This is a genomic window from Chryseobacterium sp. HNCC26DJ240, from assembly GCF_057180485.1.
The window spans coordinates 130894-151974 of the sequence record NZ_JBXUGK010000009.1 but is presented as its reverse complement, the minus strand read 5'-3'; the positions used below and the strand labels follow the sequence as shown (position 1 = coordinate 151974).

General features: G+C 35.2%; 18 protein-coding genes. All 18 read right to left on the bottom strand.

Annotated features, from left to right (window positions below; all coding sequences use genetic code 11):
* Window positions 1-31: 31 nt before the first annotated feature.
* The 18 genes from AC2A1G_RS18375 to AC2A1G_RS18290 all read right to left on the bottom strand — a co-directional run bounded on the left by AC2A1G_RS18375 (window position 32) and on the right by AC2A1G_RS18290 (window position 20955).
* The gene (locus AC2A1G_RS18375; protein ID WP_484048343.1) at window positions 32-985 is read right to left on the bottom strand and encodes a hypothetical protein; all 954 of its coding nucleotides are present in this window, start codon (window positions 983-985) and stop codon (window positions 32-34) included.
* A gap of 152 nt (window positions 986-1137) precedes the next feature.
* Entirely contained in the window at window positions 1138-2004 is an 867-nt protein-coding gene (locus AC2A1G_RS18370; protein WP_484048342.1) for a hypothetical protein, read from the bottom strand.
* Between the two features lie 6 nt (window positions 2005-2010).
* The gene (locus tag AC2A1G_RS18365; RefSeq protein WP_484048341.1) at window positions 2011-3801 is read right to left on the bottom strand and encodes an N-acetylmuramoyl-L-alanine amidase; all 1791 of its coding nucleotides are present in this window, start codon (window positions 3799-3801) and stop codon (window positions 2011-2013) included.
* Between the two features lie 293 nt (window positions 3802-4094).
* A complete protein-coding gene (locus tag AC2A1G_RS18360; RefSeq protein ID WP_484048340.1) occupies window positions 4095-5153 on the bottom strand; it encodes an SH3 domain-containing protein in 1059 nt (352 codons plus the stop codon).
* Between the two features lie 2 nt (window positions 5154-5155).
* Window positions 5156-7294, bottom strand: a complete 2139-nt coding sequence (locus tag AC2A1G_RS18355) for a L,D-transpeptidase family protein (protein ID WP_484048339.1) — start codon at window positions 7292-7294, stop codon at window positions 5156-5158.
* 12 nt (window positions 7295-7306) lie between these two features.
* Complete coding sequence (locus AC2A1G_RS18350) at window positions 7307-8137, bottom strand: DUF4280 domain-containing protein (RefSeq protein WP_484048338.1); 831 nt, start codon at window positions 8135-8137, stop codon at window positions 7307-7309.
* Between the two features lie 4 nt (window positions 8138-8141).
* Window positions 8142-9164 carry a hypothetical protein gene (locus tag AC2A1G_RS18345; RefSeq protein WP_484048337.1) on the bottom strand — a complete coding sequence of 341 codons (1023 nt, stop codon included), beginning with the start codon at window positions 9162-9164 and terminating at the stop codon, window positions 8142-8144.
* Between the two features lie 150 nt (window positions 9165-9314).
* The gene (locus tag AC2A1G_RS18340) at window positions 9315-10706 is read right to left on the bottom strand and encodes an NADH-quinone oxidoreductase subunit N (RefSeq protein WP_484048336.1); all 1392 of its coding nucleotides are present in this window, start codon (window positions 10704-10706) and stop codon (window positions 9315-9317) included.
* A gap of 112 nt (window positions 10707-10818) precedes the next feature.
* Window positions 10819-12312, bottom strand: coding sequence for a complex I subunit 4 family protein (locus AC2A1G_RS18335; RefSeq protein WP_484048335.1), 1494 nt, complete (start codon window positions 12310-12312; stop codon window positions 10819-10821).
* A complete protein-coding gene (gene nuoL / locus AC2A1G_RS18330) occupies window positions 12312-14225 on the bottom strand; it encodes an NADH-quinone oxidoreductase subunit L (RefSeq protein ID WP_484048334.1) in 1914 nt (637 codons plus the stop codon). Before nuoL ends, AC2A1G_RS18335 begins: the two co-directional genes overlap by 1 nt.
* A gap of 3 nt (window positions 14226-14228) precedes the next feature.
* Entirely contained in the window at window positions 14229-14558 is a 330-nt protein-coding gene (gene nuoK, locus AC2A1G_RS18325; RefSeq protein WP_056034936.1) for an NADH-quinone oxidoreductase subunit NuoK, read from the bottom strand.
* A gap of 4 nt (window positions 14559-14562) precedes the next feature.
* Window positions 14563-15060, bottom strand: a complete 498-nt coding sequence (locus AC2A1G_RS18320; RefSeq protein ID WP_262151250.1) for an NADH-quinone oxidoreductase subunit J family protein — start codon at window positions 15058-15060, stop codon at window positions 14563-14565.
* Window positions 15060-15617, bottom strand: a complete 558-nt coding sequence (locus AC2A1G_RS18315) for a NuoI/complex I 23 kDa subunit family protein (protein ID WP_056034942.1) — start codon at window positions 15615-15617, stop codon at window positions 15060-15062. Before AC2A1G_RS18315 ends, AC2A1G_RS18320 begins: the two co-directional genes overlap by 1 nt.
* A 167-nt stretch (window positions 15618-15784) precedes the next feature.
* On the bottom strand, window positions 15785-16849 hold the full coding sequence (nuoH, locus tag AC2A1G_RS18310) for an NADH-quinone oxidoreductase subunit NuoH (protein ID WP_484048333.1): 1065 nt from the start codon (window positions 16847-16849) through the stop codon (window positions 15785-15787).
* A 176-nt stretch (window positions 16850-17025) separates the two neighbouring features.
* Window positions 17026-18024 (bottom strand): NADH-quinone oxidoreductase subunit G, encoded by a 999-nt coding sequence (locus AC2A1G_RS18305; RefSeq protein WP_484048332.1) that lies wholly within the window; start codon window positions 18022-18024, stop codon window positions 17026-17028.
* 30 nt (window positions 18025-18054) lie between these two features.
* Window positions 18055-18783 carry a hypothetical protein gene (locus tag AC2A1G_RS18300; RefSeq protein ID WP_484048404.1) on the bottom strand — a complete coding sequence of 243 codons (729 nt, stop codon included), beginning with the start codon at window positions 18781-18783 and terminating at the stop codon, window positions 18055-18057.
* A gap of 227 nt (window positions 18784-19010) precedes the next feature.
* Window positions 19011-20366 (bottom strand): NADH-quinone oxidoreductase subunit NuoF, encoded by a 1356-nt coding sequence (gene nuoF / locus AC2A1G_RS18295; RefSeq protein ID WP_484048331.1) that lies wholly within the window; start codon window positions 20364-20366, stop codon window positions 19011-19013.
* A gap of 79 nt (window positions 20367-20445) precedes the next feature.
* Window positions 20446-20955, bottom strand: a complete 510-nt coding sequence (locus tag AC2A1G_RS18290) for an NADH-quinone oxidoreductase subunit NuoE family protein (protein ID WP_047447219.1) — start codon at window positions 20953-20955, stop codon at window positions 20446-20448.
* Between the last annotated feature and the right edge of the window lie 126 nt (window positions 20956-21081).

Genomic DNA, 21081 nt, shown 5'->3' with positions numbered 1-21081 from the left:
TAAAAAACTCCATTATCTTACTCAATTTGAATCATTCTAAGCATTTGATCCTAATATCACTAGAGTTGTAATCTTGAAACAGAATTTTTCCAAATTTTTTCTCTGAGCAAAGGATATTGTTTTTTCTTTCCTCACTCCATTCAATATTTTCACCATATTTTGATAAAATGATATCATTTGAATTTTGTATAGCTTTGAACGTTATATATTTGTATGAAATGTATTGATCTGGAACTTCATTTGACAATTCTATAGTAAAATATTGATTTTTAACGACCAATTTTTTAAATGCATCTCCAAAATTATTTGGATATATATAATCATTTTTAAGTATTTTATAATGTTCATTCCGTTGGTTTAACAAGATTAGTACGGGAGCTATTTTAGTGCTAGGATCCTGAGGATTAATATCATTATTATTTCCAAAAACAATGATTTTATCTTTAAAATTATCCGTATTTAGATCACATTCTTTTTCTTCCACAACAAAATATCTATTTCCTGCTATAGAGTCTGCAATTTTTTTGACGTCAAGTTTTGTTATGTTTTTAGAGATTTTATGGGTAAAGAAAATTGGATAACTTTCTCTGAGATTTATTAAATCCAAAGTTTTATAATTTCCATTGTTATAAAATATTACATACCAAGGGTTTTTATATTTTGGAATTTCTACAAATTTTTTGTCTTTTTTAAATCCAAATATTTTATCGTTACCATGACTTGCATAATTTACATTCAAAGAATCTAAATAGCTGGAGGCTTCAGAAAAATAGTTGTTGGAATCATCAGCAAATGTATAAAAACCTTCTCCATATTTTTTTTTAAGATTGTCTATGTTTTTGTCACTTGGTGAAACAAAAATGATATTATTATCTTTCAGAAAAATAGTATCTGATATTGAATGAGATTTAGTAATCTTTTCATTAGGTTTTTGACATTCTACTGAAAATAAAATCGTTATAAATACTAAAATTATGTTTTTCATATAATTTGTTGATTTACTTCAAGATGGTAACAGCCGTTTGAAGCAAGTAGAGTTGCAATTTTTCGAATTGTAGTTTTTTGAAATCTTGTGGACTGCTCATTCCTTGATGGACATCAGAAAACATTTACCAACTTAGTGTCAGTACCTAAAGATTAGTTTAAAATGATTTGATCAAGATTTAAATCTCTTAAATCAGTCCTCAAGTTTATTTCTTTTCGTAACCATTCTTCATTACCAGTTTTGGCACTTACTCCCAGAGTTGCTATAAAAATTTTTTCAATGAATAAAACCTTATTTTTATAGAATACAGGAATTACTATTTTTCTAAAAGTTTTTTGATATTGGTCTACATATTCTAAAACCAAATTAAATGTTTGATTGTTTTTTGTATTGGTTTCTATTGCTATAAAATCACATTCAAAAGTTTTACTGAAGAAAGTCTTATGATCTATTTTTGCTTCTAATCTATAACCTGCCTCTTTTTTTTCTACAAGTAAAACATCCTTAGTATCATTCTTATTAAATTCTATTTCATAACTTTTTGCTTTTATAAGCTCGTTTGCATTGATTTGAGAAAATGAGGAATCTTCTTCCGTCATATTTTCTTTTGATCTTAAAAAATATTTTTTGCAATTCGGTAAATCACAGCCCAAAATAATGGTTTCTTTTCCATTAAAGAGAGAAAGGTAAGAACCGCCATTAATTTGTACATTATATTTTTTTCCTTTGTAAGAAAAATTCTTAATTTCAATATTACAAGGTGTAACAGGATATGAAAAATGCCATTCGTTTTCTGTAATTTCCGAGGACAATTTCATTATCTCATCAATATCTTTTTTTGTAAGAGACCAATTTTTATCTCTCCCAGATACTTTCTCACCCGTTGAATATTCATTTTGACAATTTGCCAAATATATTTCAATTTCTTGTTTATCATTTACTTTTACATCTTTATCTTGTCCTTTACATGATAAAATAAATAAAAATAATATTGCGAAATGTATAAATATATTTTTCATAGTAAGTTATAAATAGTCTTTAATAGCATTGAAGACAACCTGTCCTTCTCCACTTTGTTTGGGAGCTAAATGTTCGTGGCAATCTATTTTGCTGTTATCCAAATTATAATATTTTAACAAAGCTTTTACAAGGCAGGCTACAGATTTTGTTTGTGACTCTGTTAGTTCTTCCCATCCGGTAACAGGATTTTGACCCCTTAAACCTAATGTTGGTTTTCCATTTCTATCAATTGCAAAGCCCACAACTTCTATTCCGACAGATTTAGAATTCCAACCAGCACAATGCCATGTTACTTTTGAGAGATTGGCTGTTTGTGTAATCGTTCCATCCTTTCCAACGATAAAATGTGTTCCATAGTGATCTATGCCTCCCCTTTTATTTCTTCTACCACTTTTAAAAGCATTTATACAAGCTTCAGTTGTACCTCCCGCTGTTCTGTGCAATATTATTTTTTGGATACTTGATTTTGGATCCCGGAAGTTTGCTTGCTCAAGGACACCCACACGATTTTTTGTTATCCTAGAGCTTTTTATAAATCCATCTTCAATAGCAAATGTGTCGAGGCAGATACATTCGCTTAAACCACTTGAGCAGGTGGTATTCTCTTTAGCTTCTTCTTTTTTTCCTAAGTTACAACATGATTGAGGATATTTGAATATTGTTTTTAATGCATTTACCGCATTTACTCTTTGATTATAACCATTAATTGAGGAAGGCTTTGTAGCATTAGGTTTATTAACGAGTCGGGATGTATCAAAAATACTATCCTTATCTGCAAATGGATTGATATTTCCCATATCATTGTATTTCCAATACCATCCGCTAGATTTTGCTGCAGCTTCAATATTAGTTGAGACAATTTTTGGATTATTAATAACATTATAACCCGAATCTTCTTCAAATTTCTTATAATTTCCTGATAATGTTAGATGTATAAATCCTCTTCCTGTGTATGGATCATACGAAAATTCGTCATTAAGATTACCCTGTACACTTCTCATAAAACCACCAGTTTCATGATAACACTGTGCTAGAAAATGTATTTTTCTGATACAGGATGTTATATCATATTTAATAAATGTTTTATTAAGAACTTCTGCAAATTTTGAATATGATTTATCAGTAAATTGTTCATGACCTGCGGTGAATAGATTGTCCTTGTTCCATTTGTAGAAATTTTCACCAGCATCATCAAATGTTGCTTTTCTCATTGCTACAACCATTTCTTTAAGTTCTTCTGGAGATATTTCTTTTTCACCACAGTAACATTCACAATTTCCCTCTTTCTTTTTCACTGTCGTCTCCTTCACCACCGCCGGCGATTTCCCATCTGGCTGTTGCACAGTAGGAAGTTGTTCTTTTATAATGGTTCCTTTGGCTTCCATCCAATCCCACAGCTCTTTTGCTTTATCTACAGCAATATCTCCAATTCCTTTTTCCTCTTTCATGCTCGGAGGTTTGTTTTCTGCTGGAGAGTCTTTAGCTTTCGGGATAGTTTCAGCCGGGGAATCTCTTACTTCTCCATTAATAGGAGGAAGAGGATTGTTGACGTGAATATTCTCTGTAGCGTGTTTCTTTCTAGCATAATATTCTACCGTAACATAAAATTCTAATTGATTTGGGTCTGCTTCGCCCTGCATCGCCTTATGCATCAATGCGCGGGTAAGCATAAATTCTGCAACAGCTAAACCATTTTTATCCACTTTTGCTTTTTTGGTGAGTATCAATTTGTTATTAGGATGATGACCTTTTCCCGGAGCATCATCTTCCCACAAGGTAAAAGTAAGTTCTTTCATAAGCATAGTAAGCTTTTGCCCGCAGCTTTTCCATGAAGCTAAACATAATACCTTCTGTGTCGTCTACATAAAACAGTTCTACCTTATTGATAACCGGAATTTTGCTGGGCTGAGGATGAATAATTAATCCACCTCCCTCCGGAGCATAGAGATAGGCTTCCAGTTTGTAAACTGAGCCTACTGCATTTTCGCCAAAAGTAAATTCGCTGATTCCCTTTTTTTTTATGTTGGTACTTGTAAAATTACCATTTTTTCTCTGTTTGAAGAGTTTTCAACTTGTTGTTTGTCAGTGTTTAAAGTGTGTTTATTCTGCTTTTATGTATATAGCCTTGATTACCTTCATTGGTTTTAACCCAAAGCCAGTCGCCGGATTTGTCTAAAACTTGGATTTGTTCGCCGGATTTGATTTGCTGTAAAACTTCTGATGATGTACTTTTTTCTTTGCGGAGATTTGTGAAGCCGTCAGGGTCGTTAATTGTGACTATTTTTAATTCATCACCATTTATTACATATTTTTTTAGAGTAGATAATATATTTTGTTTAAAATAATTTATTTCAAATGTGTTTAATTTCTTTATAAGTGAATCCCCAAATATAGGGCTGATATCAATAAATTTGATTGTTTTATTTTCCCACGATGTGTAAAGAGATGGAGAAAATACACCTTCTTCAGCATCAAATTTTGAGATTTTTTCTTTAAAAGATTCACTAAAGTCTTTTTCTTTTTCAGGATTTAGAAATAGTTGTCCAGACTTAAAATTGATTTCTCCTAAATTATCTGTGAAAAATGATTTTTGAACAAAATAATCATCTAACTGTGCGCTAAGTGAATTAAAAATTGTTATTTCGTGATATTTAGTTCCTTGTTGTATAAAGAACATGGGATTTTCGATAAAAAATCTCACAAGTTTCTCAGAATAAAGCTCAATGCCATTATACGCAATCAAATCATCCTTTGATAATTCAGATAAGAGAAAGAATGCGTTACTGTCAGATAATTGCACCATTCTTAGAAATAATAATTGTGAAACCAAAGTGGATTTAAATTCGTCGTCTTCTGTTTTTATTTCTTTTAAATATTTTACAAATGCTTTTCGATATTTCGCATCCATCAAATCTTGAATTTTTAGATCCTCTAAATACGAATTCATATATTGATATTTTTTCAGATCTATATCATCTCTCATAAATATAGAATTATCTATAATTAATCTGTCAATTAATCTTTCTTCAGTATTGATTGTAAGTTTATCATTCATCGTATTATTTTTGTTTATGTTGTTTTCTTTTTGGCAATTATTTATTATTAATAATGAACTTAAAAGAAATATTGATAATGATTTATTTAACATGGTTATTTTTTTAAAATTAACTTTCCAGGTTTAATGTTAGGATTATTTTCTTGATACGTAACCCACCAATTATAGAATTTTTTTGCGTCTTGATCAAATATCCTGATACAGCCATGAGTTCTCATCAGATAAGGATTTGATCTAGGAACAAATGTTTCAGTTTCTTGTCTACCGCCATGAATTCTTATTAGTGATCTTCCACTTTTAGCTGCTTCGTCATTACTGCCCGGTATAGGTTCAAAAGATAATCTGGGATTCGGACCATATGCTGTTCTTTTCTTTCCGGTTGATGAGCCCATTATAAATGGTGAAGACGCTATTTGATAAATTCCAAAAGGCGCATCAGAATCAGTAATCATTCGATCTTCACCCGCTATTCCTTCAAGTAAGCAATCTGATATTGTAAAAACGATTTTTTCTGTATGATCGTACACGTCAATTTTTCCTCTTCTGCAATTTCTTCTAAAAGGAGTTTTCTCTCTGTGTGTACATTGGCTACCTGTATATTTCTCTGTAATAATTACATTCCAAACTACTTTTTCCAACAGTGGTTTTTTTGCAGTGATTTCAGCTTTTTTACATTCAAAGTTTTTTGTTTTATTTTGCTTTCCTTCTTCGTAAAGTTTCGATATACTTTTTTCTATTTCCCATATATGTGTTTTTCCTTCACCATCATATTCTTTTTCTCCATTTTCATACCATATTTTTTTTTCATCGTATATCTCTTTAAATGATTTAAATCCATTTTTTGTTTTGATTCTTACATTTTTATGTAACGTCCCCTCAAAAAAAAATGATGGGTTTTGTCGATAGCCGTAATGTCTGGATTTACTTAAATCAGTCAGTTTTCCACTATTTGTACGCACTAACGGATATTTATTATCAAATACAACATGGTCGGCCTGATTTCCTTTTCCAACATCTACGGGCATCAATATTGATAGGTAGAAATCTGTGAGTGTATTAATTTTGTCTTTTTTCTTAGTCAGATATTTTTCCACATAATCTAATTGTTGAATTGCTGTCATTTTTAATAATTCTGCTCGTGTTGTGCCTACAGATTCGGCTGCTGAATCTCCGAACTGTATCAAACCGACATAACTCGTTCCTTTACCCGCAGTTGGCGAAAACGTTCTACCCGTTTCCAATGCCATTCCAGCCATAAGTAAATTTGGATCTTTACCTAATCTTTTTGCAATCTCAACAACTTTCTTTCTAAATTCACAACTTACTTTATTTCCCCAGATTAGATCCTTGTATTGTTCTTGACAGAAACATCCATTCTTTTCAGTATTTGTTGAAGTTTGCTCAATACTCGTCGGAGTTTTAGAATCACCAAAAATTACTTCCCCAGTCTTCACAACTCCTATAAGAACCACTTCTGTCATCTTTGCGATAATTCCGTTGCTTTTTGAATTTTCCTTCTTTTGTGGTTCTTTTTTCTTCTCAATTTCCTCATTTGTGGTAACCGTAACTGACGTTTTATTAGTAACTTCATTTATCATGTATGATGCAGTAACAAAAAACTTTTTTGTGGTTTTGTCATCATTAAAAAAACTCATCCATGTCTTTGGTATCGCGTATTCCGCGAGATTGAATGTAATCTTTGCTATTCCGTCTTTATCTACACGAGCTATCTTTGGTTTTTTATATTTGTCAGACTCCGCTGCTCCTTCTTCCCAAAGATAAAAAGTTATTTCTTTTCCTACTAAATTAGTTGTTCGAGCCTCGGCTGTCAATGTTTCATTAAATTTTGCCTGATTTACATCGGCGTGTCCTTTATTCAGTAAAATAACTCTGCTTATGGTTGCTTCTTTTCGGGTTCTGGGTATTACGATGAGATGGTTGACCAATTTCGTTTCAAGCTGATTGAAGAGATTTTTGTACTCTTCATAAACTTCAATTCTAAATGGTACACCAATTACTTTTTCACCAAAGGTGTATGGCACTTTTTTACCATATTTAATGTTATTTGAAACTTGTTTCCAATTTCCTTTCTGCTTCTTGAATAGTTTCCAAGTAAATTTTGTGGAATCAGGAGTCTTAAATATGGGATTGCTTGACCCAAGTATGAAATCATGAATCTCGTAAAAAGTTTTTTCTTCAGCTTTTGGACTTGGGCTTCCTTTAATAATTTTCATAATTTGTATATTTTATATTACTTCATAAGGATCATCACCGTAAATCTCCTCCTTAAACTCCTCAAAATCCACCAAAGGATTATACACATGCTGCTCTTGTGAATCTGCTTTGTTGATATTGCTTTTTCCAATTTCGCTCTGCTGACCATGTTTAAAAATCGTTATTTTTCCACCTGTACTGCACATCAGTTCAGATATTTCGGTGACGCAGCTTTTACCCATGACTTTTACCTTGTCATAGGTTTTTGTCCATTTTCCGGCGGGGGCGTAAGTGCAGGGGAGATATCCACCTGAACTTGGTTTCAGTTTGCATTGTCCAAAAGGTTGTACGGGAGGGTCTAATGTAAGGTCATCTTCTGTTACAGCAAGATAATCTGCCTCACCATTGGCATCGTTCCAGTCGTGTTTTTGGTGGCTGGTTACCTTGAATTTAGGAAATTTGAAACCCTGGTTGCACTGGCACATTCCTTTTTGAATCACGAAGTATTTGCCGTCATGCTCGCTTGAGGTGCTTTCATTCTTCTTACTGTCTCCAGACTTTTTATTCTCTGAATTTCCGGTTTCTATAGTATGCTCATTTTCAGTAGTTGCCTGTATTTCTTCATCAGATTCATAATCATCATTCATGCAATCATCTTCATCCTGAAAATCAGATTCTTCAATAAAAAACTGAGGGTCTTCAGGAATTAAAACAGTTGTTCCTGTCGGGATTTCTTCGATGATGATTTCATTTTCCGGACAGTTTAGGTTATGAAATGTTCTGAGAAAATTTTCATCTCTAATACTAAATTTTTTTGCAATACTGGCAAAACTATCGTTCGGTTGTGTTTGATAGGTTTTCATCTTGTTATTGTGTTAAATGTAATTCGTGTTTTTGAAATAACTCATTTTGATGCCATATACTCAAGGAAGCTTTTACTTCATAAAGTTGCTTTGTTTTTTTATCTGTAAAATATTTTATCTGAATTTCAACATTGATGAAATCTTCAGGATTTTCATCTTCAATTCTAAACCCTTTTAAGAGTTCCCGCAAGCTGCAGTTTTCTGAGATGGTACCAGTAATTGTTATTTCAACGAAGTCTGGAATCTCGTAGGAATTTTCAGTTTTAAAAGTAAATTCTAAAGGAAATGAATTGATTTGAATATATAATTTCTCCTTCCAGGAAGAAGTTTTGCTAAACCATTTCAAGTTTGGAAATAAAATTTGATATAAGAAATAGGATTTTAGCTTTTGCAGAAAATATTCTTCCTCAGAAATGTTTTTTTCAAATAAATCAAGATAAGCTCTCGACAATTCTCCAATATAAAAGTCCTCAATTTCATTTCTCTTAGTTTTGAATTTTTTGACAATATGTTGATAATCAGAACAGGATTTAATGGTTCCGTTTTCTGCAAGTTGAAGAGAAACAGGATAAATACTTTTCATACATTCCAGTGACAGTGAAGATATTTTGTCATCGGGAACATTTTGGTTTTTTAAAAAATTTGACAGGGTGGTTTTGACAATTGAAATACCATTTTCTTCATGAATTTTAAGATTAACATTGTAATTGAGTTTTAAATCTTCTTTTCCTGAGTACACAAAACTTTCTTCGACAATGTATCGATTAGAATGAAAAGCAGGAAAATAATTTTCGGGAGGCAACATTTTTCTTTGTTGAACTTCCAATTCTTCTTTTGTAGAAAAATGGGTCGGAATCAAAACAAATTCAACTCCCTGTAAATTGTTTACCCAAAGTTTATTCATCTTGCCACAATTTTGATTGTGAAATGTTTTCAAATCATTTTCAGAAATACTGATTCTTTTCGCAAGTGTAGCCAAAGTGTCATTAGGACGAACTTTGTGCAAAATAAATTCCTGGGTTGTCATTTGTGTGTGTGTTTATTTACATAAAGCTAAGAAGTTTTGATGTAATATTTTGTAGTAGTTCTACGACAAGTGATGTTAAAATTCAATTATGCACAAAAAAACCTTCCAAAATAATTTGAAAGGTTAGTGTATATTTTAAATTTAATTTCCTTATCCTGCGAATGCAAAAACTTTAGCAAACAAATCAGGGAAAACACCGAAGACAACTAATGATGCAATTACAAAAACTGCTACAATGTTGTAAGTGATAGTAGCTTTTTCTGCCGTTTTGAATGTAGTTTCTTTGAAGAAAAACATCGCAATAATTAATCTTAAATAATAAGCAATTGAAATCGCTGAACCTAAAACGGCTACCAATACGATTCCCACATTATCATCATTTCCTAAGGCCTGTGCAAATAGTGAAAATTTACCCATGAAACCTGCAGTTAAAGGAATACCTGCCATTGACAGCAAAGAGATCGCAGTTACTACTGCTAATAAAGGTTCAGATTTTGCCAATCCTTTAAACGCTTCGTAAGATGCTTCTCTCTTGATTTTTTCTACGTAAATAAGACACATGAAAACGCCTACTGTCGCCAATGAATAAGCAAATAAGTAGAAAGCCAAAGTGTATGGAGACATAGAATTCATTCCGAAGAAAACCAAACCGATGTATCCAGCGTGAGAAACGGAAGAGTAAGCCAACATTCTTTTTGCGTTGGTTTGTGCAAGTCCCATTACGTTTGCCAAAAGCAAAGTGATGATAACGAATACACCTAAAATGTCGATCCACTGCTCGGTAACTCCTACGAAACCGATGCTCATCATTTTGAATAAAGCAAAGAATCCTGAAATCTTCACCACACTTGCCATAAAAGCAGTGATCAATGAAGGTGAACCGTAATATACATCAGGGCTCCACATGTGGAAAGGTGCCAAAGCTACTTTGAAAGACATCGCACAAAGAATCATAATCACACCAATGGTAAACATGATGTTGGTAGGATGCGCAATACTGAAATCCTGAATATTCATCAGATCAAAACTTCCGGTGCTTCCGTAGATGAAAGCAATTCCGAATAGAAGGAAACCTGTGGCAAAAGCGCCCATCAGGAAATATTTTATTGAAGCTTCGTTGGATCTTAAATCTGTTTTGTTTGCTCCCGCCATTACGTACAACGGAATAGATAAGATTTCAATCCCGATAAATAATGTCACTAAATTCTGGAATCCGAAAATGGTAATTCCTCCACACAATGCAAAAAGCATCAATGCATAGAGTTCAGACTGATGGCTTCTGTGATTGCTGAATGCGAAACCGCCAAGGAAGAACAGCAATAATGTTGTAACTAAAGCTAATTTGGTAAACAATGCCGCGTTGTCGCTGTAGTTGTACATAGCTTTGTACTGATTCAGAAATTCTGCCTGTGGGAAAAAGCTCACAACCAAAGCGATGATAAGCCCCAGAATACCAATGTATCTTGCCCATTTTCCTTTTTCAAAAACTCCTGAAAACAGTGCTGCAACAGCCGTGAGGAAAACAATTATTAAAACACTCATAGTATGGATTTGAGATTTAAAATTTGAGATTTGAAATTAGTCTTATCTAAATTTTTCTGTTCTCTTATTTTTTAAATTATTTAATTAAAATTTATATCACTAAACCTTTTTCTTACGAAACCAAAGATTTGTAAATAAACTGTACGGAACTGCCTACCATATCGATAATCGGTTGTGGGAAAATACCCATCACGATTACAAATACAGCGATACTTGCCAATACTGAAAACTCTACTGCCGAAAGATCTCTCGCTGTACTTAAAACAGCATCATCTCCTTTTCCGAACATTGCTTTTCCGTAAAACCTAAGTAAGTAAACAGCACAAAGAATAACAGTAAGTCCTGCAATAATTGTTGCCAAAACATTAAAACTGAAAATTGATTTAATCAAAATAAATTCTCCGATAAAACCATTCGTCAACGGAACGCCCATTGAACCTAAAATAATGATCAGGAAAAGAACTGCAAATTTAGGAGCAACTTTCGCCAGTCCACCCATTTGTCTGATGTCTCTTGATTTAAATCTTTTGTATAAAATATCACAACAGTAAAAAAGTCCGACAACGTTGATACCGTGAGCGAAAGTCTGTACCAGAGCACCTTCAGCACCTTCAACATTGAAGGTTCCTCTTAAAGTAACAACAGCTGAAGCAAAGATTCCCGCTACCATCAAACCTACGTGAGAGAATGATGAATAAGCGATAATTCTTTTCATATCCGTCTGAATAATTGCAATCAAAGCACCGTGTACAATTCCTACAATCGCTAAAATAATAACAATCTGTCCGCTGATTCCTAAAATAGCAGATGGTGTGATTGGTAATAAATATCTTAAAACTCCATAGATCGCCATTTTCAGCATGATACCTGATAAAAGCATCGATCCCTGAGTAGGAGAGTAGGTATACGTATCCGGCTGCCATGTGTGGAAAGGGAAAACCGGAAGTTTCACTGCAAAAGCAAAGAAAATCATCCAAAAAACAACTACCTGTTGCGTATCTCCCAAATTGGCATTATACAAATCTGTAAGTGCAAATGAAGGAGAGTGAATTCCGACATAGATCAATCCTGCAAGCATGAATAAAGATCCTACGAAAGTATACACGAAGAATTTTGTAGTGAATTCAAATCTCTTGTTTTCCTGACCCCAAAGTGCAGCGATAAACCAGATCGGAATCAAAGTAACTTCCCAGAAAATATAGAATAACAATCCGTCTAAAGAAGTAAAAACTCCGATAAGACCAAACTGCATCAATAATATTAAACCATAGAAGGTATTTCTGTAGCTTACATTTTCATTAAAAGATGAAAGAATGATGATCGGCATCAAAATGTTGGTCAGCAACAAAAGAAGCAAACTCATCCCGTCAATCCCGAAATGCAGCGTACTTTTGATAAACTGAGACCAGGGATAATTGATTTCGTACTGCAACACGCTGTCTACAGTAGGCGCAAAATCGAAATCCGCAGCCACGTAGAAAGTTAGAAGCATTTGTACAAGGGCAATCGCCAATGCTACATATTTGCTGGAAGCATTTTTCCACGCAAAGACTATTCCCGAACCTACAAGAGGTAAAAGTAATAATGTTAATAGTAAATAAGACATTATTGTAATATAAAGTTAACAATCAATATAATTCCCACAGCTAAAGACATGATGAGAATGTAGGTTTCTACATTTCCGTTCTGAATACGCTTCATAGATCTTCCGCTGTCTTCAGCACCTTCGCCTACGAAATCTACGGCTTTATCTAATACGTTTTTGTCAAACATTTTTCCGCCACGTCCCAATCCTTCGACTGTTTTTACAATTAAAGCATTGTAAAGTTCGTCTACATATAATTTTCTCGCTGAAAGCTTTTCCCATCCGGTATACTGTTCTTCCGGCAAAGCCTGTTTCTTCTTGTTGACATAAATGTTTTTAACGATAAACCAAACCGTGAAGAACATTAAAACTGTCGCTCCCAAAAGAATCATTTCAGTACCGAAAGGAACTCCCGATAAAGTAGCTTCCATTTGTTTGTAGCTTTCTTCTGTAAGAACAGGTTTAAGCCATTCCATCAGTTTAGCATAATGACCGTGACCGATAAAGTGAGGAAGATTGATTAAACCACCCAAAACTGAAAATATTGCCAGAACAATCAACGGTAAAGTCATCGTAGACGGACTTTCATGTAAATGATGTTTTTGCTCTTCAGTACCTCTGAACTCTCCGTGGAAAGTTAAATAGTAAAGTCTGAACATATATGCTGCGGTTGTTGCTGCCAAAATGAACAATAATACCCAATACATTGGATTTTTAGCGAAAGCGGCAACTAAAATTTCGTCTTTAGAAATCATCCCTGAAAGCAAAGGAAATCCTGAGATTGCCAATGTTCCGATAAGGAAGGTAAAGTGTGTAATTGGAATGTATTTTTTTAAACCTCCCATGAAACGCATATCCTGCTCGTTGCTCATTGCGTGGATTACAGAACCTGCTCCGAGGAACATTAAAGCTTTAAAGAAAGCATGCGTCATTACGTGGAACATCGCAGTTGTGTAAGCTCCCAAACCTAAAGCAATGAACATAAAACCAAGCTGTGAAACTGTAGAATATGCCAGTACTTTTTTAATGTCGTTTTGTCTAAGCGCATAAAAACCAGCCAACGCTGCCGTTAAGAATCCGATGAAAAGAATTCCACCCTGAACAGTTGGGGCTAAAGTGAATAAGAAGTTTGATCTCACCACCAAATAAATACCCGCTGTTACCATCGTCGCTGCGTGAATCAAAGCAGAAACCGGCGTTGGACCTGCCATCGCATCTGGCAACCAAGTGTACAAAGGAACCTGAGCAGATTTACCCGTCGCTCCGATGAATAAACTCGCTGTGATAAAGATGATGATTGTTCCGTCAAGTTCAAACTGTCCGGCGTTTTGTTTTATAGAAAGATAATCGATCGCGTTGGTCTGCGATGCAATCATAAAGATTCCAATTAATAAAGCAAGGTCACCGATTCTGTTCATGATGAAAGCTTTTCTTGCTGCTTTACCATATTCTTCGTTGGTGTACCAGAATCCGATCAATAAATAAGAACAAAGCCCTACACCTTCCCAACCGATGAAAAGGATGAGGTAGTTGCTTCCCATTACCAAAAGTAACATGGAGAAGATGAAGAGATTTAAATAAGTAAAAAACTTATAGAAACCTTTATCATGACTCATATATCCGATAGAGTAGAGGTGAATCAGAGATCCGATTCCTGTAATGATCATCACCATCATCAAAGAAAGCTGATCGATCAGGAAACCGAAATTGATTTGAATCCCATTTACTCTAAACCATTCAAAAGCTGTAAAAACCTGTGGCTGGCTTTCGGAATCAAAATTTAAAAATAAATAAACGGCAATTGCAAAAGATCCAAAAACCATGGCTGTAGCCAAAGAACCAACAACTATTTTAGGAAGGTTTTTCCCGAAAAGTCCGTTGATGAGAAACCCTAAAAGAGGTAAAAGTATTATCGCATACACTAAATTTTCCATTCTTTATCCTCTTAATTTATTAAATATACTTACATCTACAGAACGGGTGTTTCGGTAAAGCATCGCAATAATTGCAAGACCCACCGCAACTTCGGCAGCAGCTACCACCATGATAAAGAATACCAAAAGCTGTCCGTCGCTGTTTCCGTTATACGCTGAAAATGCAGCCAGTAAAAGGTTTACAGAATTTAGCATAAGCTCTACACAACCCAACATCACAATTGCATTTTTTCTTACCAATACGCCCAAAACTCCTAAGCTGAACAATACAGACGAAAGAATAATGAAGTACTCTAAGGGAATGCTTTGCATAAATGTATTTACTTCTCCCATAATTTTATAAATCTTTTTTACCGATTAACACCGCACCTACAATACCAGCCAGAATAAGGATGGATGCAAGCTCAAACGGCAAAACATATTCGTTAAATAAAAGTCTTCCCAGATTTTTTGTCAGTCCGACACCTTTATCAACATTGGCAACAACCACATGTTTCTGATCAATTCCTCTGAAAACACCTAAAATACCGATCAAAAGTAAACCTGCAGTAAAAACTCCGATAAATTTTAAAGTACCGGACTTCTTACTTTCGTCTTCTTTATTAAGATTGAGCATCATTAAAATGTAAAGGAACAAAACCATGATCGCACCGGCGTAAACGATGATCTGGATGATTGCCAGGAACTGTGCATTCAGAAGAACGTACATTCCGGCGATTGAAAACATTGTAACAATTAATGACAGAATAGCATACAAAGGATTTTTTGCAAACACGAAATAAACCGCACTTGCCACTGCTAAAAACGCCACCAAGAAAAATAAAAACTGATCCATTATTTTACCGCATTTTTTTGTTTCTCGGACTGTCTTTCTGTAATGTCAATCCTTTCATTTATTTTTTCTACCAATTTATCTTTACCGTAGATGAAAGAACCTCTGTTGGTTTCTACATCCACCAAACGGTCTGTAAGATAAATCGCAGATTTCGGACAAGCCTCTTCGCACATACCGCAGAAGATACATCTCAACATGTTGATCTCATATACCGAAGCATACTTTTCTTCTCTGTAAAGATCTTTTTCTTCTCTTGTTCTCTCCGCAGCAGTCATTGTAATTGCTTCAGCAGGACAAGCCACGGCACACAAACCACAAGCTGTACATCTTTCTCTGCCTTCTTCGTCTCTCTTCAGAACGTGTTGGCCTCTCCAGATATCTGCTCTCGGTTTCTGTACTTCCGGATAAGAATAAACATTTGGAGCACGCTTTACAACGGTTCTCACAGCATGTTTAAGAGTAATCCCCATTCCTTTAAAAATCGCCGGAAGGTAGATTTTTTCAGCAAGGGTCATCTCTTTATTCGAAACAACTTTTGATCTGTTGGTTAATTTCATTTTTTATTTTTTAAATGTTGGAAGATGGAAGCGGGGTGATGGAAGTAATCTCATCGCTGCTTTCTCATCAGCTCATTTTTCAAATTTATATTTCTGTTAGAAGTTGGAAGCGGGATGTTTGATGTAAAATTCCCATTTTCAAATTCTCAAATTATTTCATTTTCAAATTAATTACCGAAAGCAAGTATAACCGCTCCTGTAATCATTAAGTTTATCAATGCCAATGGAATTAATGTTTTCCACCCTAAGTGCATTAACTGGTCATATCTGAATCGAGGAATCGTCCATCTGATCCACATAAAGATCAAAATTCCGATTACCGTTTTAGTTAAAAAGGCTGCGATGCTTAAAATTCCTGCGGTATTTTCTCCCCAGTTTTGAGTAACCCACTCGATTCCCGGATAGTTGTAACCTCCAAAGAAAAGTACCACCATGAAAGCATTGGAAATAAACATATTCACGTATTCACCGAACATATATAAACCCAGTTTCATTGAAGAATATTCCGTTTGATATCCGTTCACTAATTCAGATTCGCACTCAGGTAAATCGAAAGGGTGACGGTTGGTTTCTGCCAAAGCCGCTACGAAGAAGATTAAGAATGCAAATGGTTGGTAGAAAATATTCCAGTTCATTCCGGAACCGATAGGGATAATTCCCCAAAGTTTGCCTTCAGTCTGATTTTCTGTAATTACCTTTAAATCTAAACTTCCTGTCATCATAATGATAGAAAGTAATGCAAGACCCATCGCCAATTCATAAGAAATCATCTGAGAAGAAGCTCTAATCGCACCTAACAATGAATACTTGTTGTTGGAAGCCCAACCTCCGATCATAATTCCGTAAACTCCGATGGATGCCATTCCGATAATGAAAAGTACCCCAACATCGATGTTAGCCACTTGAAGATCGTATGAAACATCACCAATATTCAATGTTTTACCCCATGGAATAACCGCTCCGGTAATCAATGAGATAAACATCACCAACGCAGGTCCCACTACGAAAAGAAACTTTTCAGCATTGGCAGGTGTAAAATCTTCTTTAAAGAAAAATTTACCACCATCCGCAAGAGGCTGCAGCAAACCGAATGGTCCAGATCTGTTTGGCCCGATTCTGTCCTGCATAATGGCTGCCACTTTTCTTTCTGCCCAGGTAGAGTAGGCTGCAATCGTTAGTGAAAGCAGGAAAAGTGCAAGTACAAGTATTAATTTAAATGTAATTAAATCCATTTTTTTTATTGTTTGAAGATGGAAGCTGGATGCTGGAAGTTTTGCAATTCGTCGCAGAGCTTATCATCATATAATCAAATTTTATTTTTTTAAATCTAAATGTTTGAATTTGAAAGATGCTTTTGTTTTTAACAGTTAAAAAACTTACATCATCCAGCTTCAAACTTCCAGCCTCATTATTTTTCGTCTTTTTCGCTGATTTCCTTCGCCATCGGATTGTCTAAAACTCTCAATTCGTCTTTAGGTTTCTCGTAATGGTTTAATGAAATTACCGAATGTCTGTCGATATGTCTTGGTCCTTCAATATTCCAGTCTGAAAGAGATTTTCTTTCGAAACGGCAAGTGTCGCAGATAAATTCTTCAACTTCTCCCCACTGGTCTTTTCTTGCGGTAACCCTTACGATTTCGTCACCTTTCATGTAAACCGTAGCTTTTCCTGAACATTTATCGCACTTACAGGAAGCATTCATTGGCTTTGTAAACCAAACTCTGCTTGCAAAACGGGCTGTTCTGTCTGTTAAAGCTCCTACCGGACAAACATCAATTATGTTTCCGATGAAGTCATTATCTAATGATTTATTTAAATAGGTCGAAATTTCAGCATGATCTCCTCTGAACAAAATTCCGTGATCACGGTTTCCTGTCAGTTGGTTGGCCGCCAAAACGCATCTCGCACACAGGATGCAACGGTTCATATTTAGTTTGATGTTCGGACCTAAATCATCAGCATCGTATGTATTTCTTTCGAATTCAGTTCTGGTTTCAAGATTTCCGTGCTCGTAACCCAAATCCTGAAGATGACATTCACCAGCCTGATCACAAACCGGGCAATCTAACGGGTGATTCACCAACAAGAATTCAGTAACCGCTTTTCTGCCTTCCTGAGCTTTTTCAGAAGAAAGGTTTTTCACTTCCATTCCGTCCATCACATTGGTTCTACAACTTGCTACCAATTTTGGCATAGGACGCGGATCTGCTTCTGAACCTTTGGAAACTTCCACCAAACACGTTCTGCATCTTCCACCGCTGGTTTCCAGTTTGCTGTAGTAGCACATTGCCGGAGGAACAGATTTTCCACCGATTTGTCTTGCAGCTTCCAAAATAGAAGTACCAGGCAAAACTTCAGCAGTCTGTCCGTCTATCGTTATTTTGAATTTTTTAACCTCTTCGCTCATATTCTATGCTGTTAGCTATTAAGCTCTATTTTAATTATACTTCTTCGTATTAAATGTATATCCAATCCCGAAATTAATCTGGTAGAATACAAAATCCTGACTGGCTTTATCAGGTTTATTATTAAGAGTTGTTTTAATATCCGGCATATTAATATAGCCAAATTTCCCTTCCACTCTCGCCATAATATGATTCCAAAAAACAAAATTGATGTTGGTTCTTGCATCCAACCCAAATCCTGCTACATGAAACCTGTCACTTCTTTCGTTTCCGAATAATTTTACATTGGATTTCGGAAACAAAGCTCCGATTCCTCCTCCGTAAGCCCACGAAATATCAAAATTCTTTTTATTTAATAAGCTTTTATATTTCTCAAGACCTGCATTTACATAATTAAGTCCGTCTGTATGCTCAAAAGTCAGGAATTCCTGATCTGTTAAATCTACCTGCCCGTTCTTCACCATTGCAGCATATTTCGGATCTGAAATATTTCCGTTAAAATCAACAGTCTGTTCCTGATCCATCACATATTTCATGTGATCTGTTCCTACAACCAAGGCAAGATTATCTTTGATAAAATATCCTAACCTAAAATTAAACTGTGGCTTAGATATCTGTCCCGGATCGATATAAGCTATACTCAACTCTGACGGTCTATCGTGTGCTACAACATTATTTAAGGTAAAATCATAGCCGTTTCCTTTAAATCTGATATCAGATTTGCTAAATCCAGCTCTGTTCCAACCCCAAAAAACGAACATTGCTCCTTTTTTGAATACTTGTTTGCCTTTAGCATTGTTCACATGACTTCCTGAGATTCCTACAATCGGTTCATTATCGTCTTTTTTGTACGATGGCAAACCTACGGTTGGACCATTTCCATCTTCATAAGGATATTTTAAAGTATCACTTTTAGCATTTTGCCCAAAAGCAAAATTCGACATCAATATTCCAACAACAATAATCTTCTTCAAAATTTCAATCTCTATTAATTACCTGCAGCAACAGGAATCGGGTCTGCGTAATTTGCTAAACCATAATTCTGGGTCTGACTTAATTCAGGATTTTTTACGTGCCATTCAAATTCATCTCTGAAATGACGGATTGCTGCTGCAACCGGCCATGCTGCTGCATCACCCAACGGACAAATGGTGTTTCCTTCGATTTTTCTCTGGATGTCCCAAAGCAAATCGATATCTTCCATTTTACCTTCACCTTTTTCTATTTTCTTTAAAATCTTGTGCATCCATCCCGTTCCTTCACGGCAAGGAGTACACTGTCCGCAACTTTCGTGATGGTAAAATCTCGCTAAAGTCATGGTATGTTCTACAATACACTGATCCTCATCCAAAACGATAAAACCTCCTGAACCCATCATTGTTCCGGTAGCAAAACCACCGTCAGCAAGAGATTCATAGTTCATGTATCTTGGTTCACCGTTTACCGTTTTCAATAATAAGTTTGCCGGAACAATTGGAACCGAACTTCCTCCAGGAATACAGGCTTTCAGCTTTTTACCGTTTGGAATTCCACCACAATATTCATCAGAATAAATAAATTCTTCAACTGTAATGGTCATATCGATCTCGTAAACTCCAGGTTTGTTGATATTTCCGCAGGCAGAAATTAATTTTGTACCAGTTGATCTTCCAACACCAATTTTTGCATATTCTGCTCCGCCAATTTCAATAATTGGAACCACTGCTGCGATTGATTCAACGTTGTTTACAACCGTTGGTCTTTCCCAAAGTCCTTTTACAGCAGGGAAAGGTGGTTTCAATCTTGGGTTTCCTCTTTTACCTTCAAGAGATTCAAGCAAAGCAGTTTCTTCACCACAGATATAAGCCCCACCACCTCTTTGAACATAAATTTCGCAATCGAAACCTGTTCCTAAGATGTTTTTACCTAAAAACCCTGCAGCTTTTGCTTCTTCAATCGCTTCTTCTAAAATATCAGGAATCCAAGAATATTCTCCACGGATGTAGATATAAGAAACATTTGAACCTAAAACGAAAGATGAAATCAACATTCCCTCGATCAAAAGATGAGGAAGAAATTCCATCAAATATCTGTCTTTGAAAGTTCCCGGTTCAGATTCATCTGCATTTACAACCAAGTGTCTTGGAACTCCCTCTGGTTTTGCCAGAAAGCTCCACTTCATCCCCGTTGGGAAACCTGCACCACCACGACCACGAAGACCTGAAGTTTTTACCTCTTCAAGAATTTCTTCGGGTGTCATTTTAAAAGCTTTTTCTGCTGAAGTGTAACCTCCCTGTTTGCGGTAAGTTTCAAAGTAGCGGATGCCTTCTACGTGTGCGTCTTTAAGTAAAAGTTTTTTACTCATTTTTAATTATGCTTTTAGCGTTTGGCTTCTAGCTTTTGGCTATTTGCCTTGCGCTTTTTTTAATTAGTTTAAAATTTATTTAGCCCAAATCAACCTGCCCTTCTCTGCAAAGATCAAGGATTTCGTCAACTTTTTCTATGGTTAAATTTTCGTGATAGAACTTTCCTAACTGTAACATTGGAGCGTATCCACAAGCACCCAGACATTCGGCAGGTTTCAATGTAAACATTCCGTCTGCGGTAGTTTCACCGTCTTTGATGTTCAGTTTGGTTCTGATGTGGTCTAATATTTTTTCGCTTCCACAAACCATGCAAGGTCCGGTTCTACAAACTTCCAAAACATATTTACCTACCGGTTTCATATTAAACATGGTATAAAAAGTAGCAACTTCATATACTTCGATAGGTTTAATACTCAATAATTCAGCAACATAATCCATCACAGGAACGTCTAACCAACCTCCGAATTCTTTCTGCGCAATGTGAAGCACAGGAAGAAGAGCAGATTTTTGTCTTCCCTCAGGATATCTTGCCATGATTTTATGGACCTGCTGTAAACTTTCCGGTTTAAAAGCTATTGTTTCGCTCATCTTTATCTGATTTGAAATTTGAGGTTTGAAATTTGAGATTCAAAAGCTCAATTCTAAATTTATTTTAATTAAAAAGTTCTTTTTGGAACTATTTAGTTGTAAAATATACGAAGTACAGAGTACTGG

Coding starts and splice junctions, on each gene's coding strand:
- AC2A1G_RS18375 (WP_484048343.1), bottom strand. CDS start 985: ATGAAAAACATAATTTTAGTATTTATAACGATTTTATTTTCAGTAGAA.
- nuoH (WP_484048333.1), bottom strand. CDS start 16,849: ATGGATTTAATTACATTTAAATTAATACTTGTACTTGCACTTTTCCTG.
- AC2A1G_RS18355 (WP_484048339.1), bottom strand. CDS start 7,294: ATGAAAATTATTAAAGGAAGCCCAAGTCCAAAAGCTGAAGAAAAAACT.
- AC2A1G_RS18340 (WP_484048336.1), bottom strand. CDS start 10,706: ATGAGTGTTTTAATAATTGTTTTCCTCACGGCTGTTGCAGCACTGTTT.
- AC2A1G_RS18365 (WP_484048341.1), bottom strand. CDS start 3,801: ATGAAAGAACTTACTTTTACCTTGTGGGAAGATGATGCTCCGGGAAAA.
- AC2A1G_RS18335 (WP_484048335.1), bottom strand. CDS start 12,312: ATGTCTTATTTACTATTAACATTATTACTTTTACCTCTTGTAGGTTCG.
- AC2A1G_RS18370 (WP_484048342.1), bottom strand. CDS start 2,004: ATGAAAAATATATTTATACATTTCGCAATATTATTTTTATTTATTTTA.
- AC2A1G_RS18305 (WP_484048332.1), bottom strand. CDS start 18,024: ATGAGCGAAGAGGTTAAAAAATTCAAAATAACGATAGACGGACAGACT.
- AC2A1G_RS18300 (WP_484048404.1), bottom strand. CDS start 18,783: ATGTTCGTTTTTTGGGGTTGGAACAGAGCTGGATTTAGCAAATCTGAT.
- nuoL (WP_484048334.1), bottom strand. CDS start 14,225: ATGGAAAATTTAGTGTATGCGATAATACTTTTACCTCTTTTAGGGTTT.
- nuoK (WP_056034936.1), bottom strand. CDS start 14,558: ATGGGAGAAGTAAATACATTTATGCAAAGCATTCCCTTAGAGTACTTC.
- AC2A1G_RS18315 (WP_056034942.1), bottom strand. CDS start 15,617: ATGAAATTAACCAACAGATCAAAAGTTGTTTCGAATAAAGAGATGACC.
- AC2A1G_RS18320 (WP_262151250.1), bottom strand. CDS start 15,060: ATGGATCAGTTTTTATTTTTCTTGGTGGCGTTTTTAGCAGTGGCAAGT.
- AC2A1G_RS18290 (WP_047447219.1), bottom strand. CDS start 20,955: ATGAGCGAAACAATAGCTTTTAAACCGGAAAGTTTACAGCAGGTCCAT.
- AC2A1G_RS18345 (WP_484048337.1), bottom strand. CDS start 9,164: ATGACAACCCAGGAATTTATTTTGCACAAAGTTCGTCCTAATGACACT.
- AC2A1G_RS18350 (WP_484048338.1), bottom strand. CDS start 8,137: ATGAAAACCTATCAAACACAACCGAACGATAGTTTTGCCAGTATTGCA.
- nuoF (WP_484048331.1), bottom strand. CDS start 20,366: ATGAGTAAAAAACTTTTACTTAAAGACGCACACGTAGAAGGCATCCGC.
- AC2A1G_RS18360 (WP_484048340.1), bottom strand. CDS start 5,153: ATGTTAAATAAATCATTATCAATATTTCTTTTAAGTTCATTATTAATA.